We start from the raw sequence: 13962 nt of genomic DNA, 5'->3' as shown, positions 1-13962 counted from the left end.
TTATTGCACCTCCTGCTCAATATCTGCGGAATGCTGTTTATCTTTTAATAAAAATGATAAAGCAAAGGTAATTAAGCACAAGACAACTGCTACTGCAAAAGCAGCGCGATAACCCATAATGGTCGCATTTACCATTTGATTTTTATAAGCAATGGGCGCAGTTTTCAACAAACTGGAGGCCGGTTTTAAAGTATTGGTAATATTAGTTAACACACTAATTAAAATTGCAGTCCCCATAGAAGTGAAGACTTGCCGGGTAGTATTATTTACCGCTGTTCCATGGCTAATCAAATTAAACGGTAAAGAATTCATTCCGGAAGTTGTAACCGGCATATTGACCATCGAAATTCCAAACATCCGAAAAGCATACAGGACCACAATATATAAAGTTGAAGTATCTTTTGTAAGAAATAAGAATGGAATCGTCCCGGCTGTCAGAAAAAACATTCCTGTAGTCGCCAAACGTTTAGCACCATATTTATCAAAAGCAGCTCCAGTTACCGGACTCATGATACCTGTAATCAAAGCTCCTAACAATAAGGCCAACCCAGAATGAAAAGCCGATAAGCCTTTAATCATTTGTAAATAAAGCGGCAAAATCATTTCAATTCCCATCATTGCCATATTGGTTACTGATGATAAAACTACTGACAGCGAAAATTCTCCTGATTGAAAAACCCGTAATTGCAGAAACGGCTTTTGTAAATGTAATTGACGCCAACAAAAAATCATAATTACTACTAAACCAAAAATAATCGTTCCATAAACTGAAGGAGAAGTCCAGCCATTATCACCGACGGAAGAAAAACCATATAGCAAACTGCCAAAACCGCAAGTTGATTCAATAATTGAAATTACATCAATAGAACTTTTAGCGGTTTTTAACACTGAATGCATTGTAAAAAAGCTGGCAATAACTACTAAGAAAACAATCGGGATAATAATACTGAATAAATCGCGCCAACTCCAATTATCAATCACCCAGCCAGATAAAGTAGGACCAATAGCTGGTGCTAATCCAATAACTAGACCTCCAAGGCCCATAGCTATTCCTCGTTTTTGCGGTGGAAAAATACTTAACATAATTGTCTGCATCAATGGCATCGTTACTCCAACGGCAATTCCTTGGATTAAACGACCGCCTAACAAAACCCCAAAACTATTAGCAAAATAGCAGATGATCGTTCCTACTAAAAAAGTGCTCATTGCACTAATGTATAACAATTTAGAATTTATCCGCGTACTAATCCAGGCACTAATCGGGATCATAACACCATTTACCATCATAAACCCCGTAGTTAGCCACTGTACTGTAGAAGCCGAAATATTAAAGGCCCGCATCAAAGTAGGAAAAGCTGTTGCGAGAATGGTCCCATTCAGAACTGTGCAAAAAGTTCCTGCTAATAAAGTAATGACCATCGCAATCTTATTAAAAGATTTTCCATTAATATCAACAGCTTCATTCATAAAAACACCTCATTTTTTATTAGATTGAGTTAAATCAGCAAGTAATTGACGATAATCAACTTGCTTCAAGTTCTCTTCGATCCGTGAGATCAATTGATCCAGGGTCTGCAATTCTTGGGGGGTTAAATCGCTAAAGATGATCTGATTCCAATTATCTAAAAAATTATTTAAAGCCTGATAGAATTGTTCAGCCTGCTGGGTAGGATAAACCAGTTTTTTACGGTGATTATTAGGATCTTCACGCCGAATAATAAAACCCCGGTTTTCCAAATTCCGCAATCCCCGGGCCACACTGGCTTCATCAGCCATAACGTGATTAATAATTGCCCCTTGACTACAACCCGGTTTAGCTGCAACAATCGCGATTAAAAGACTGTCAAAATTTTTTAAATTATAAGGTTTCAAGAATTCCTGCAGTAAGCGTCTTTTTAAGCGATAAAAACCAATCTCAAAATGTAAAAAAGATTTACTATCCATATTTATCTCCCCCAAGAAAGTAATAACCACTATAAGACCTAGCTTGACTCTTGTCAAGTATTAACTATTGTTAAGAAAACTCAAGACAATTTCGCATCTTATTAATAAATTTTTCCCGTCAAAATGGCAGTAACCATGACTTTTGATCCTTTGCTTAGCTGAAATTTCAATAAATTAAACTTCCCTTGCCTTTGAATTCTGGTAAAATCGAACTAAGGCCCAGCAACAGTTTAAAAATTTTTCAATAAAATGCTGTTGTGTTTCTAGTAATTAATACCAAGCAGCAACTAGAACTGATTGCATTTAGCTGCCTAGAGCTTTTATTATTTGGTTTAGCTGCCTTGCTTTCAGGAAAAGAAGTGGATGTACTTCCAATAAAATACTAGTATTTGTAATACTAAACTGGTTTTCAGCCACCCCGTTACTTATTTAAAAGCAGATCCTGATAATTTATTTTTTACTGTCAACTGTAGTTTAAATGATTAAAATGTAAACTGCAGACAGGCCGGAGCTAGTTTAACCATGATTAAGAGGCGGTTTGTTCACTGATTTCAGAATAACTAACAGCAGATTTTTCCTATTCGTAAAACTATAAAAGGAGATTATTATGAAAATTTATTTTGCTAATGCACTATTTTCTCAAGCTGATATTAATTATAATGCCCAGTTGGCAGCTCAAATTCGGCACTTAAGCCCCCAAATTGATCTATACTTACCCCAAGAAAACAACGATATCAACGATAAACAAGCCTACGCTGATTCTAAAATGATTGCCCAAGCTGATACTGAAAAACTCTTAGCCAGCGATCTGGTTATCGCTATTTTGGATGGTAATACCATTGATAATGGGGTGGCCAGCGAAATTGGGGTAGCTTATGCGCAAAAAATTCCTATTATCGGCTTGTATACTGATACTCGACAACAAGGAGCTAGCAACCAGCAAAAGCTGGACGCCTTAAGCCAAGTCGCCGAAAATCAATTTCACTATGTTAACCTGTATACTACTGGTTTAATCAAATTAAACGGAACTATTGTCAATAATGAAGCTGATTTATTAACTGCCATTAAGCAAAAATTAAATTAAAACTGGTCATAAATCCCAAAATAAAACCGCTAAGATTAAATTATCCTAGCGGTTTTTACTTACTTTATATTACTTTTTACTGTTCAAAATAATTAACACCAATAGCCGCCCGAACTTCGGCTAAAGTCTGTTCGGCAACTTCATTGGCCACCTGACTGCCTTTTTGTAAAATCTGATATACCTGTCCCAAATCCTGTTCATAGACGTGGCGGCGCTGGCGAATTGGTTCTAATACTGCATTCAAAACTTCTTCTAAATAGCGTTTAACCTGCACATCACCTAAGCCGCCAGCTTGATAGTGTGCTTTTAATTGCGCAATATGTTCTTTATCTGTGCCAAAAATATCCAAATATTCAAAAACCGTATTTCCGGCAATTTGCCCCGGATCTTCTACGTGAATATGATGCGGATCCGTATACATCCGCATTACTTTTTGATGAACTTCTGCTGCATTATCGGAAAGATAAATTGCATTATTTAAAGATTTACTCATCTTAGCATTGCCATCCAGACCAGGTAAACGCCCCTGTCCTTCTGGGGAAAACAATCCTTGTGGTTCCACCAAAACGTCTTGTTGATAAGTTGAATTAAAGGTACGGACAATTTCTCGAGCTTGTTCTAGCATTGGTTCCTGATCGTCACCTACAGGCACAGTATCGGCCTTAAAAGCCGTAATATCTGCTGCTTGGCTTACCGGATAAGCCAAAAAACCAGCTGGTACATTATCGCCAAAACCTTTTTGCTTAATCTCGGCTTTAACCGTCGGATTACGTTTTAAGCGCGCTAAGGTCACTAGGTCTAAATAATACATTGTTAATTCATTGAGCGCTGGGATTTGCGACTGAATTAAAATGGTTGATTTTTTCGGATCAATGCCGACTGCTAAATAATCCAATGCCACTTGTATCAAACTTTGGCGAATTTTTTCCGGATTGCGGGCATTATCGGTTAAAGCCTGCATATCCGCAATCATAATAAAAGAACGATAATCACCACTATTTTGGAGTTTGACCCGATTTTTTAAAGAACCAATATAATGGCCAATGTGTAATTTTCCTGTCGGTCGATCTGCTGTTAAAAGTGTGTGTTTAGCCATGATTATTCTCCTTATCTAAAAAAATAAAGACGCCCACTTGTTCTTTTGAACAATAGGACGTCTTTCAACGCGGTACCACCTGTTTTGCAGTTTATCCTGCCTCTTAGTCCAGCTTAAGGCGCTAGTTGCCACTATTAAAAGCTCCACTTCTTTAACAAGCTGGGCTGACTTTACAGCCACCAGTCAGTTTCTCATTTCCCACTTGCTAAATACTTTGCACTTTTAGTAATTGTAATTATACTATAATATTTACAACTTTAATGTCAACTTTTCCCTGAAATTACTGCAGCCTACTTTACATTCATTCAAGCTAACATTAAAATACTCCACGAATAAACAAGGATGGACAAAACATGCAATTTAATAACGAAAGCCAAGCGCAAGAACAAAAGCGCGTCGATCAAGTAGAACAGATTATTCAAAAGCAGTTACAAAATAATACCGATAACCTAGCGCAGGCCCAACATGAGCGCCGGCAAATTGAATTGAACTATGGCGCCAATACGCGTGCTAACTATATTGAAACTGATGATATTATTGAAACTAACGCCACTTTACAGCAGCAGCGGCAATTAATGACCAGTGCTGTCAGTAATGAAGTGATTTTTCAGCAAAAACAGCAAGCCTTAAAATCTCTAGTGGGTTCACCATATTTTGGACGGATTGATATAAAAGAAGACGGTGAACAGGATACTCTTTATATTGGCACCTCCTCTTTAACCGACAATCAGGGCCAATTTTTGATTTACGATTGGCGGGCTCCTATTGCCAGTATTTATTATAATGGGACCTTAGGCTTGGTACATTATGATTCACCTATCGGCAAACAAGAAGTTCAATTACAGCGTAAACGCCAGTTTTCCATTCGCCAAGGTCAAATTGAAAATATGTTTGATACTAATGAAACTATTGGTGATGAATTTTTAAAAAATGCTCTGAGCCAAACTAGTAGTGCCCAAATGAAAAATATTGTAGCTACAATTCAGCGCTCGCAAAATCAGATCATCAGAAACACCACCGCCGACTTACTCATTGTCCAAGGTGCCGCCGGTTCTGGCAAAACTTCCACTGTTATGCAACGTATTGCCTATTTACTTTATCACAGCCGCCAAAATCTAAATGCAGAACAAATTATCTTATTTTCCCCTAATAACTTATTTTCCAACTATATTGCCGAGGTGCTGCCTAGTCTGGGAGAAAAAAATATGCGCCAGGTAACTCTTCATACTTTATTAGCCCGCCGCTTACATGGGCTGCAGATCCAAACCCCCTTTGAGCGTTATGAACAAGAACAACACCATTTTCCTCAAGCCGCACAACAGGTCCGGCAATATAAGGATAGCCTTGATTTTGTTCAAGCTTTACAAAACTATGCCCAGCATAGTGACATTAGCTGTGCCTTTAATGATCTTATTTTTGAAGGACAAATCTTTTTCAGCAAAAGTTATATCCAGCAAATATACCAAAAATTGCCCGCGGCTTTAAGTAGTGCGGATAAATTTTTACAAACTAAAAATCACCTCATTAAAGCCTTAAAACACCGGCTGCAAAAAGAAGCCCAAGCCGATTGGGTATTAGAGGCTATAGATGATCTTTCAACGACGGAATTTCAAAACCTGGAACAACAAAAACATCTCAGTCAATATTCTAGTGATCACCAGCAGCAAATACTAGCCCATTATGTCTTAAAACGGCATTATTTGCCTGTTTATGATGCCCTTTACAATGACTATTATTTTGATATATTTCAACTTTATCAAAATTTCTTAACCCAATTACAGCCACCAAAGATGGCGGCCACCGTTTGGCAAGAAACTATCGCTGACTTACAAGAGGATTTGGAACGGCATTATTTACAACTAGATGATGCCGCCGCGATTCTCTATTTACGGCAACTAGTTACCGGCAGTGGACAAAATCGTCATATTAAGTATCTGTTTATTGATGAAATGCAGGATTATTCTGCTCTGCAATTAGCTTATATTCAGAATTCTTTTCCCCAGGCTAAACTTACTTTGCTTGGCGATATTGAACAAAATGTCTATGCTCCCAAGAATCTCTCACAGGAACGTTTTCAAACATTAACCCAATTATTACCACAAAAAAAGGCCGCTTTAATTACACTCAACCAAAGTTATCGTGCAACCGCGGCCATAACCAACCTGGCTAAACAATTCATACCTTCCGGAGCTCAAATTCAAAGTTTTAATCGTCAAGGCCAAACTCCGACTTTATTTCAAACTACAGCAGCAAATTTATCCACCGTTACCGGTCAGCTGGCAGATAAACTAGCAAAAAAACACCGGAGTGTAGCTATCATTACAAAAAATATTCAACAAGCACAAACTTTACAGCAGCATTTAGGAAATCAAGTTCTTCTCTTACAAGAAGAAAGCACTGCGATTCCTGATGGTATTATTGTGCTGCCAGTATATCTAGCCAAAGGGTTAGAATTTGATTGTGTCATCGGCTATGATATTTCTGCAGCTAATTATCAGACTAGTGGCGATTGGGGTATTCTTTATACGATTGCTACTCGCGCCTTGCATGAATTATATTTTACCAGTACCCCCAAAATTGCCGCCATCTTTCACAAAATTAACCCGCAAACCTTAAACATTCAAAAACTTAACTAATTGTAACCGATTATTTGCATAAGTTAATTATTTGAATGAGCATATTTAGTTTTAGCATTTTTGAGATGGGCTTGACTGACAAAATGCAAGGTTAAACCAATTACTGCACCTAAAGCTGCCGGTACAATCCAATCCATCCCTAAACTTGCAAAAGGTAAAAATTGCTGCTGCCAAGTACCGACAGCTTTGGCCCAGGCAGTTTGGCTAATAACTGGTGGAAAAGCAGCAATCATATCTAAAACTGCCGCTACTGCAGTTAAAGCAACGGTCCAAACATAAACTTGTGGATCACGCTGGAAAAACGGCGAAAAAATTGATAATAAAATAAGGACCATTGCAAACGGGTAAAGTAACATCAATAGTGGTGTTGACCAAGCAATAATTGTATCTAAACCAAAGTTAGCCGTTAAAAATGAAGCAATACAAGTAAAGACTAGCCACACATGATAGCTAACTTTAGGAAAGTGTTTATGAAAATCCTGTGCAAAAGCCGCTACTAAACCTACCGCTGTTGTCAGACAAGTAACAGTAATTAAAACCGCCAATAAAACTTGTCCCGCACGACCTAAGTAATAATTAACCAACTGGTTAAATGCAATTCCGCCATCGGGAGATAATTTGAATTTTGCTAAGGTAGTAGCTCCAATCCAAATTAAGACCACATAGATAAGGCCAATTAAAGCAGTAGCCAAAATGCCTGCTTTAGCTGTCACTTTCGCATTACTCTTCGGGGTAGTTTTGCCCATCTGCTTAACAGCTGTGACAATGGTGACCCCAAAAGCTAGGCCGGCTAAGGCATCCATCGTATTATATCCTTGTAAAAAACCATTGAAAAAAGCATTATGTTGATAAGCAGCAGTCACACTTTGGTTAGCAGTCGCGCCCATTGGATTTAGAATGGCTAGGAAAAAGACCACCATAAGTAAGAGTAAGAATAAAGGATTTAAAACTTTTCCGACACTGGAAAGAATACTGGATTCCTGATAAGAAATAATAAAAGCCACGAGAAAAAAGATCGCCGAAAAAACTAATAAACCACCGTGGGCCCAATTAGCTGGCAGCAAAGGAGCTAAGCCTACTGTAAAGGAGACAGTTGCCGTCCGCGGTGTCCCAAATAAAGGTCCGATAGTAGCATGAATCAACACCATAAAGACCAAAGCAAAAGCTGGTCCCAATGGCCGCCCAATATCATAAACTCCTTGAGAGCGGGTAATACTGACTGCCAAAACCGACAAAAGCGGTAATAAGACGGCTGTTACTAAAAATCCAATCATAGCTGTCAACCAATGCGCACCCGCTAACTGTCCTAAATGTAACGGGAAAATTAAATTGCCAGCACCAAAAAATAAGCCGAACAACAAAGAGCTAACTACTAAATAATCTTTCCAGGTTAACGGTTGCGGATTCAAATCCGTTTCACTTTTATTCATTATGATCTCCTCCCTTAAATAAATAGTTCGAATAAAATAATTAAGATCTAATCATCTAAGTCATCATTGCCAACACTCCTTAACCACAAAAAAGCCCTTCAGTCAAATTGACTAAAGGGCGCAAGCAGCACGGTACCACCTTATTTACTGCTTATTAGCAGCTTTCTTACTTACAATTTATTTATAAGCGTTCACAATAATGGGTGATCCCAATGCCAGCTACTAGTTTTCACGACATCGCTCAAAAGTGATAGCTCTAATAACCATCTAGCTTTCTTTCACCAAACAAAGCTCGCTTTATAGTGGGACTATTAGAGCGCTACTTTCTCACAGCTTTTTAATTAATTGCTCATTATCATATAACTTTTTCTAATTATTGTCAAATAGAATCTAAACAGTTACGGTTAACATTTTGTGCTAATTTCAGAACCCGAATACTTTAGAAATTTTGATGAAAAACTATTAATAAAATTCAAATCAAAATTACTTTCATAATGGCCACAAAGACACTCATAAACATACAAATCCGTAAATTTTGCGTAGCTAGGTACATGGTCGCCAGCATCAAACCAATTGCCGTATAAATAAAGAAATTAATCAAATGCCAAGATTCCATATTTAAGGCTCCAAAAATCAAGCCACTGATTAAAATTGCTACAAGAGCCCCGATTAAAGAATTACGCCGAAAAAAATAATTAAAGAAAAACCCAATAGTTACAAATTGTTGTTCTAAAGAAATCAACAGAGCGCTCGCTAACAAATCAAACCAAAAAGCTAACGAACCGCGGTCTAAATAATCGGTTCGATTGACTAAATGCGGAAAATATCCGCGAGCTTTTAAATAGCTGATAATAATCATAAAACAGCCGATGGCAACCAAGATAAAAACAACCAAACCAAAAAATTCGGTCAAGCCTTGACTCAAACTGGTATTGACAGTCTTAAAATAATGTTGTTCATGTTGATAACGCTGGAGCATAAATAATAAAGTTAAAATAGCAATAATTAAAAAAAAGACTACCCTAACTGAGTCTAAGCCTTTAGCATTTAAACACAATTGCTCCATTTGTTGGGAAATAATTACTAAAATTAGCCAAATTATGTACCAAATGCTCCGAATCATGGGCGATTTTAATGCCTGCATAAATTTTCACCTGCTCTAATTAAATACGAGCGCATTATACCATTAATTACTATTAAAGCTCAAATCCATTTTATTTGTTTAAAAGTCATTCATTCTTCATCATTGTTTAACTAAAAACTGTTATAATAAAAGTTAATAACAATAAAGAAAGTGTGGTTTTAATTAATGTTTAACAAGAAACTAACTGCTGCAGTGGCAGGTTTAGCCATTCTCTTAGCAGGCTGTGGCAATAATTCCAGTAAACCTGCTAGTCAAGCTGTCAAACCCTTTAGTGCTCAAGTAACTGCCAGCGATAATGGTATTAAACAAGAAATCAGTGGTAGCTCTACGAAAGGTAGCAAGGTTTATTATCAAGTTGCGGACAGCGAAAAAGATTCTGTAGCAGTTAAAAATAAAAAATTTACAATTAAATTACCAGCTTCTTTAAAAACCCGCAAAGTTAAAGTTAGTCAAAAACAAAATTTAAGCAAGCCGATTACGGTCAAGGTTCCCAAACCTAAGGCAGTTATTGAATCCGCCAAATTCGCAAAAAAATTCAATGGTGCTAAACAAATGCAGGCTCAAATGCCCAAAAAAATGCCTAAATTAGATAGACCAACTAGTTTAATGTTCAGTCCTACTACTACCTATCATATTTTAAGCAATGGTGAAACCGTCTATAGTATGCAATTAGAGATTAATGATGTAGCTAGCGCTGAAACTAAAAAACATCTTAATGCTACTGCCGCAGGTTTAGGCTTGAAAAAAGCTGATTTAAATAATCTGGTTACAAAAGCTAAGAAGAACAAGGGTAGCCAGCAAACCAAAGATATTCAAGGATATCACTTAACGAGTCTGGTTGATGGCAAAAAATTAACTGTTAACATTACCAAATAATAAAGTTCAAGCAATAAAAAGCCGCTATTAATAATAGCGGCTTTTTATATAAGTTATCTATAAAGATAGTTTTATCACTAATTAGCATGATCACGAGGTTTAATCACCAAAGCTAAGACGCTACTCAAAAATAAAATAATTCCCAGAACAATAAAGGCTACGACAAAATTCTTATGAAAAGCATCTATTAAAAATCCACCCAGCATTGGTCCTAAGACTCCTCCGAAAGTCCCACCAAAATTCAATACTCCTGTAGCTGAACCAATACGGTCTTTAGTAAATAAACGTTGCGACCACGTGAAGGCTCCGGTAAAAGTAGCCACAATGGTTAAATTAGAAATCGCCATCATAATTGCTACAATTACTAAATTATGCACAGAAACCATAACAATTGTCGCCAGCATTGCAATTAGAGAAGACAAAATTAAAAACTTCTTTTGCTGTCCGGCAAACCATTTAGATAAAACTACCCCTGTACCTAAACTACCGACAATTTGCCAAATAGCATTAACTGCTAATAAATAACCCGCCGACTTTAAAGACAAGTGATACGTCTGGGTTAAATAAGTAGGTAGCCAAGATGAACTGCCATAGGCTGTAATATTTATCAGTACCATAACAATCGCCAAAATAATAACGTTAGGATCAGTTAAAACTTTAGCTAATCCCACCTGGGGCTGAGCTTTATCAGCAATGGCCGCGGTTTGTGACTTTGGAATAAAAAATCCAATAATCAACAGTGCAATGACAAACAAAGTGCCCAATAAGAAATAACCATAACGCCAATTAATAGCAATGACATTAGTCCCAATTGTAAAAGCCAAAATTGCACCAATACCGGTCGTAGTCAGAACAGCTGACTGCATAAACACCCGGCGATCGGAATCAAAATGTTCAGCAATGGCTTTCGAGGCAGCAGAAGGATAACCGCTATTACCAATTCCTGATCCAAAACGCAGTAAAATAAAAAAGATCAGGCCGTTGGCCCAGCCAAAAGCGTAGGCAAAAACCGCAGTTAAAACTAAAGATAACATTAAGATATTCTTAGAGCCAAACTTATCCACTAACCAACCAGCAGGAATACTCATTAAACAATAAGCTAAAAAGAACGCACTCATGATAAAACTGGTCTGTGTAGAACTGAGATGAAACTGCTGCCCAATAGGTACAATGGCAGCAGAGACCATCTGTTTATCCATATAAATTACAGAATAACCCACCATCAAGGCAATAATTGTTTTCATATTGCCTTGACCAGCAGCTCTCGTATTATTTTCTCCCAATAAAATACCCTCCTCTTACTATGGTCAAGTTGCTTTCAATGAATTCAAAATAGATTAATAAAAAGAATCTATTTTTATTAAACAATTTTAATTGTAGCGAATTTTGTTAGAACATGCCATCCTTAATTTAAAAAAAACTAATTTAAGTAGTTAAATCTTTCCTAACTGTGCTTTATACACAAAAAAAGAGATGAAATTATTTTTCATCTCTTGAACCGTTTTTTTCCAAGCCATCTATCGGATTCGGACCGACGACCTCCACCTTACCACGGTGGCGCTCTACCTACTGAGCTAAGATGGCAACTCAGTACCTATCTATAATACCAAAAAATTGCTCTTTTGCAAATAGAAAATTGGCCTGAGTGACAATTTTTTTAAAAAGCTTCAATAATTTCCAAAATGCCGGCCATAAAGAAATACACTGCTGCTAGAGAAACAATTAATACTCCGCCCAAAAACGGCCGAAATAAAAGGATAATCCCCGCAATAATACTCAGAATTGCTAAAATAATGATCAGCCAATAATAACCACGGCCAAACAGGCGATAAAACGGTACTAGAGTAATTTCAGCAATACCATCAATAATAAACCAAAAGGCCAAAATATAAATTAAGGTGGTTAATCCTAAAGGCAAATTAAACAGAAAAATAATACCTAATAAAATATCTACAATTGCCGAAAATACTAAAAATCCTACATGACTTTGCCTCATTAATTGATGAATACGATAAGCCAGCCAGCATTGATAAATTCCACGTACCAGAGAAAAAATACCCAGTAACAGGACAATCGTAATTAAACCTGAAGCAGGATGCTTCATAATTTCATAACCGACGAACAACGAAAAAATCCCAATAATTAAACTAAAAATATCAAAATGCCGTTCCCGCGTCATTATTAATTCCCCCTAAATAAAAAATTGCACCTGAATGAGCAACACTTTATAATGAGATTATCAAATTGACAGAAGAGGTTACATAATTGTCACCGAATAAAGAAGACTATCTCAAAAATATTTTTGAATTACAGCATAGCTTTCAAAAAGTAACTAATAAAAGATTAGCTGCCATGATGCAAGTCAGTGCTCCCTCAGTTACCGAAATGCTGGTCAACTTAGCCCGCAACGGTTATATTAAACATACTCCTTATAATGCCATTGAGCTGACAACATCAGGACAAAAATTAGCTGAAAAATTAGTAAAAAAACATCGCATTTGGGAAGTGTTCCTTACTAATAATCTTCATTATACCATTAATAACGTGCACCAAACGGCTGACTCCTTAGAACATGCCACCGATGATCAATTATTAGCAGCTTTGAATGCTTTTCTGCATTATCCGCAAAAATGTCCGCATGGTGCCATTATTCCCGGCAATGGACAGGGGGAAACTGATGATGATGATCTGATTTTAAGTCAAGTGGAGCCAAATGTTTGGGTAACAATCGTGCGTATTTTTGATAATCGTGAATTCTTAGACTATTTTTGCAAATTAAAGCTTAATTTGAACCAAAAATTGCTGGTCGTGCAACATCTACCCTTTGATGACTCTCTAATTGTTCGTACCGAAAACGGCCGTGAAATTACGCTCAGCCAAAAAACCACTGATTTTATTTTTGTCGAAAAAATAAACCGCAACTCTACTTCGGAAAATTCCCAGTAAAGAAGCGGTTTTTTTATTTAATAATAATTTTCCCCTCATATAAACGTAGCAGATCCTGATAAAAGGCAGCATAACTAGCAGCTTTATAAGGAGCAACATATAAATTAACTACTCCCCAACTGAAATAATTCAATAAGTCCCAGCCCAAGAAACTAAAATCCAGGAAAAAGAACCGTAACTTATGCCCCCGCATCAAACGCCAGCTTAAACGCAAAGTTTGCCAAATTTGCCGCCAAGCCAGTTTTTGTTTGCGGGTTAGATCTTTATAAATAAAATAAGTCATTATAAAGCCGTAGCGAACAAACAGCATTACTAACAATCCTAAAAATGCTGGCAGCCAAAAGCCTAATTGACTGATCACAAAAATAACCAACCACAAACTAATAGTAGCAAAAAAATAACGGCTCGAAAATAACTGCCAAGCACTGTTCCAGCCTAAGCTTTGATGCGGCTGTCGTACTAAATCCAAGCAAGTAAAAGTGACTCCCGTAAATACCAGAAAATAAGCCAATCTCGCCTCGACACTGTACCAAAAGATCTGCTGATAAATTTGAGGATTATTTGCTAATAATTTGGTCATTGCTGTATAAATTTGATCATAAGTGGCGGTCGAAGGCAGCTGAGCGGCAAAATTCATCACCCAGCGCATCGCTAAATAAATAATCCCCATTAAAAGTAAAACTGGGGCCCAACCTAATTTCAGAATACTCTGAGGTTGTTGCTGCAGAGTTTTTCTAGCTGTTTGTTTAATTTCAAAAATACTTTGGGGAGTTCGCACGTTAATCATTATCTCTTTCTAATCGCTC

Annotated in this window: 12 protein-coding genes and 1 tRNA gene; 4 read left to right on the top strand and 9 right to left on the bottom strand. The window is 37.1% G+C overall.

Translation table 11 applies throughout. From position 1 onward, the window contains the following. Both JG29_RS01425 and JG29_RS01420 read right to left on the bottom strand, forming a co-directional pair. Positions 1–1467, bottom strand: a complete 1467-nt coding sequence (locus JG29_RS01425) for an MDR family MFS transporter (protein WP_045922181.1) — start codon at positions 1465–1467, stop codon at positions 1–3. Between the two features lie 9 nt (positions 1468–1476). After that, positions 1477–1944 carry a MarR family winged helix-turn-helix transcriptional regulator gene (locus JG29_RS01420; RefSeq protein ID WP_045922180.1) on the bottom strand — a complete coding sequence of 156 codons (468 nt, stop codon included), beginning with the start codon at positions 1942–1944 and terminating at the stop codon, positions 1477–1479. Positions 1945–2551: 607 nt separating this feature from the next. Between JG29_RS01420 and JG29_RS01415 the strand changes: the two genes are divergently transcribed. Then, positions 2552–3028 carry a nucleoside 2-deoxyribosyltransferase gene (locus tag JG29_RS01415; protein WP_045922179.1) on the top strand — a complete coding sequence of 159 codons (477 nt, stop codon included), beginning with the start codon at positions 2552–2554 and terminating at the stop codon, positions 3026–3028. A gap of 76 nt (positions 3029–3104) precedes the next feature. Here the strand turns inward: JG29_RS01415 and trpS are convergent, their stop codons facing one another. Further along, positions 3105–4124: a tryptophan--tRNA ligase gene (gene trpS / locus JG29_RS01410; RefSeq protein WP_045922178.1), complete on the bottom strand. Its 1020-nt coding sequence runs from the start codon at positions 4122–4124 to the stop codon at positions 3105–3107. 353 nt (positions 4125–4477) lie between these two features. Here trpS and helD point away from each other — a divergent pair, with 353 nt between their 5' ends. Beyond that, a complete protein-coding gene (helD, locus tag JG29_RS01405; RefSeq protein WP_045922177.1) occupies positions 4478–6760 on the top strand; it encodes an RNA polymerase recycling motor HelD in 2283 nt (760 codons plus the stop codon). Positions 6761–6783: 23 nt separating this feature from the next. On the opposite strand, the gene brnQ is transcribed toward helD, so the two are convergent. Further along, complete coding sequence (brnQ, locus tag JG29_RS01400; RefSeq protein ID WP_045922176.1) at positions 6784–8190, bottom strand: branched-chain amino acid transport system II carrier protein; 1407 nt, start codon at positions 8188–8190, stop codon at positions 6784–6786. 472 nt (positions 8191–8662) lie between these two features. Then, positions 8663–9334, bottom strand: coding sequence for a CPBP family glutamic-type intramembrane protease (locus JG29_RS01395; RefSeq protein ID WP_045922175.1), 672 nt, complete (start codon positions 9332–9334; stop codon positions 8663–8665). 165 nt (positions 9335–9499) lie between these two features. Here JG29_RS01395 and JG29_RS01390 point away from each other — a divergent pair, with 165 nt between their 5' ends. Continuing rightward, the gene (locus JG29_RS01390) at positions 9500–10210 is read left to right on the top strand and encodes a hypothetical protein (RefSeq protein ID WP_045922174.1); all 711 of its coding nucleotides are present in this window, start codon (positions 9500–9502) and stop codon (positions 10208–10210) included. Between the two features lie 77 nt (positions 10211–10287). Here JG29_RS01390 and JG29_RS01385 read toward each other — a convergent pair whose 3' ends face one another. The 3 genes from JG29_RS01385 to JG29_RS01375 form a co-directional block, all read right to left on the bottom strand. Beyond that, positions 10288–11493 (bottom strand): MFS transporter, encoded by a 1206-nt coding sequence (locus tag JG29_RS01385; protein ID WP_052696266.1) that lies wholly within the window; start codon positions 11491–11493, stop codon positions 10288–10290. Between the two features lie 228 nt (positions 11494–11721). Continuing rightward, a tRNA-Thr gene (locus JG29_RS01380) sits at positions 11722–11794 on the bottom strand. 73 nt (positions 11795–11867) lie between these two features. Further along, positions 11868–12389: an HdeD family acid-resistance protein gene (locus tag JG29_RS01375; RefSeq protein WP_045922173.1), complete on the bottom strand. Its 522-nt coding sequence runs from the start codon at positions 12387–12389 to the stop codon at positions 11868–11870. Positions 12390–12475: 86 nt separating this feature from the next. Between JG29_RS01375 and JG29_RS01370 the strand changes: the two genes are divergently transcribed. Further along, on the top strand, positions 12476–13156 hold the full coding sequence (locus JG29_RS01370) for a metal-dependent transcriptional regulator (RefSeq protein WP_045922172.1): 681 nt from the start codon (positions 12476–12478) through the stop codon (positions 13154–13156). Between the two features lie 13 nt (positions 13157–13169). Here the strand turns inward: JG29_RS01370 and JG29_RS01365 are convergent, their stop codons facing one another. Continuing rightward, positions 13170–13943: a DUF975 family protein gene (locus JG29_RS01365; protein ID WP_045922171.1), complete on the bottom strand. Its 774-nt coding sequence runs from the start codon at positions 13941–13943 to the stop codon at positions 13170–13172. Positions 13944–13962: the final 19 nt, after the last annotated feature.

The sequence above is a fragment of the Bombilactobacillus mellis genome (assembly GCF_000967245.1).
GTDB classification, from domain to species: domain Bacteria; phylum Bacillota; class Bacilli; order Lactobacillales; family Lactobacillaceae; genus Bombilactobacillus; species Bombilactobacillus mellis.
This window is presented reverse-complemented; position numbering and strand designations above follow the sequence as displayed.

What these genes read in the sequence shown, in the direction of transcription:
- JG29_RS01395 (WP_045922175.1), bottom strand. Translation starts at nt 9,334, where the DNA reads ATGCAGGCATTAAAATCGCCCATGATTCGGAGCATTTGGTACATAATT.
- JG29_RS01420 (WP_045922180.1), bottom strand. Translation starts at nt 1,944, where the DNA reads ATGGATAGTAAATCTTTTTTACATTTTGAGATTGGTTTTTATCGCTTA.
- JG29_RS01425 (WP_045922181.1), bottom strand. Translation starts at nt 1,467, where the DNA reads ATGAATGAAGCTGTTGATATTAATGGAAAATCTTTTAATAAGATTGCG.
- JG29_RS01390 (WP_045922174.1), top strand. Translation starts at nt 9,500, where the DNA reads ATGTTTAACAAGAAACTAACTGCTGCAGTGGCAGGTTTAGCCATTCTC.
- JG29_RS01365 (WP_045922171.1), bottom strand. Translation starts at nt 13,943, where the DNA reads ATGATTAACGTGCGAACTCCCCAAAGTATTTTTGAAATTAAACAAACA.
- helD (WP_045922177.1), top strand. Translation starts at nt 4,478, where the DNA reads ATGCAATTTAATAACGAAAGCCAAGCGCAAGAACAAAAGCGCGTCGAT.
- trpS (WP_045922178.1), bottom strand. Translation starts at nt 4,124, where the DNA reads ATGGCTAAACACACACTTTTAACAGCAGATCGACCGACAGGAAAATTA.
- brnQ (WP_045922176.1), bottom strand. Translation starts at nt 8,190, where the DNA reads ATGAATAAAAGTGAAACGGATTTGAATCCGCAACCGTTAACCTGGAAA.
- JG29_RS01415 (WP_045922179.1), top strand. Translation starts at nt 2,552, where the DNA reads ATGAAAATTTATTTTGCTAATGCACTATTTTCTCAAGCTGATATTAAT.
- JG29_RS01375 (WP_045922173.1), bottom strand. Translation starts at nt 12,389, where the DNA reads ATGACGCGGGAACGGCATTTTGATATTTTTAGTTTAATTATTGGGATT.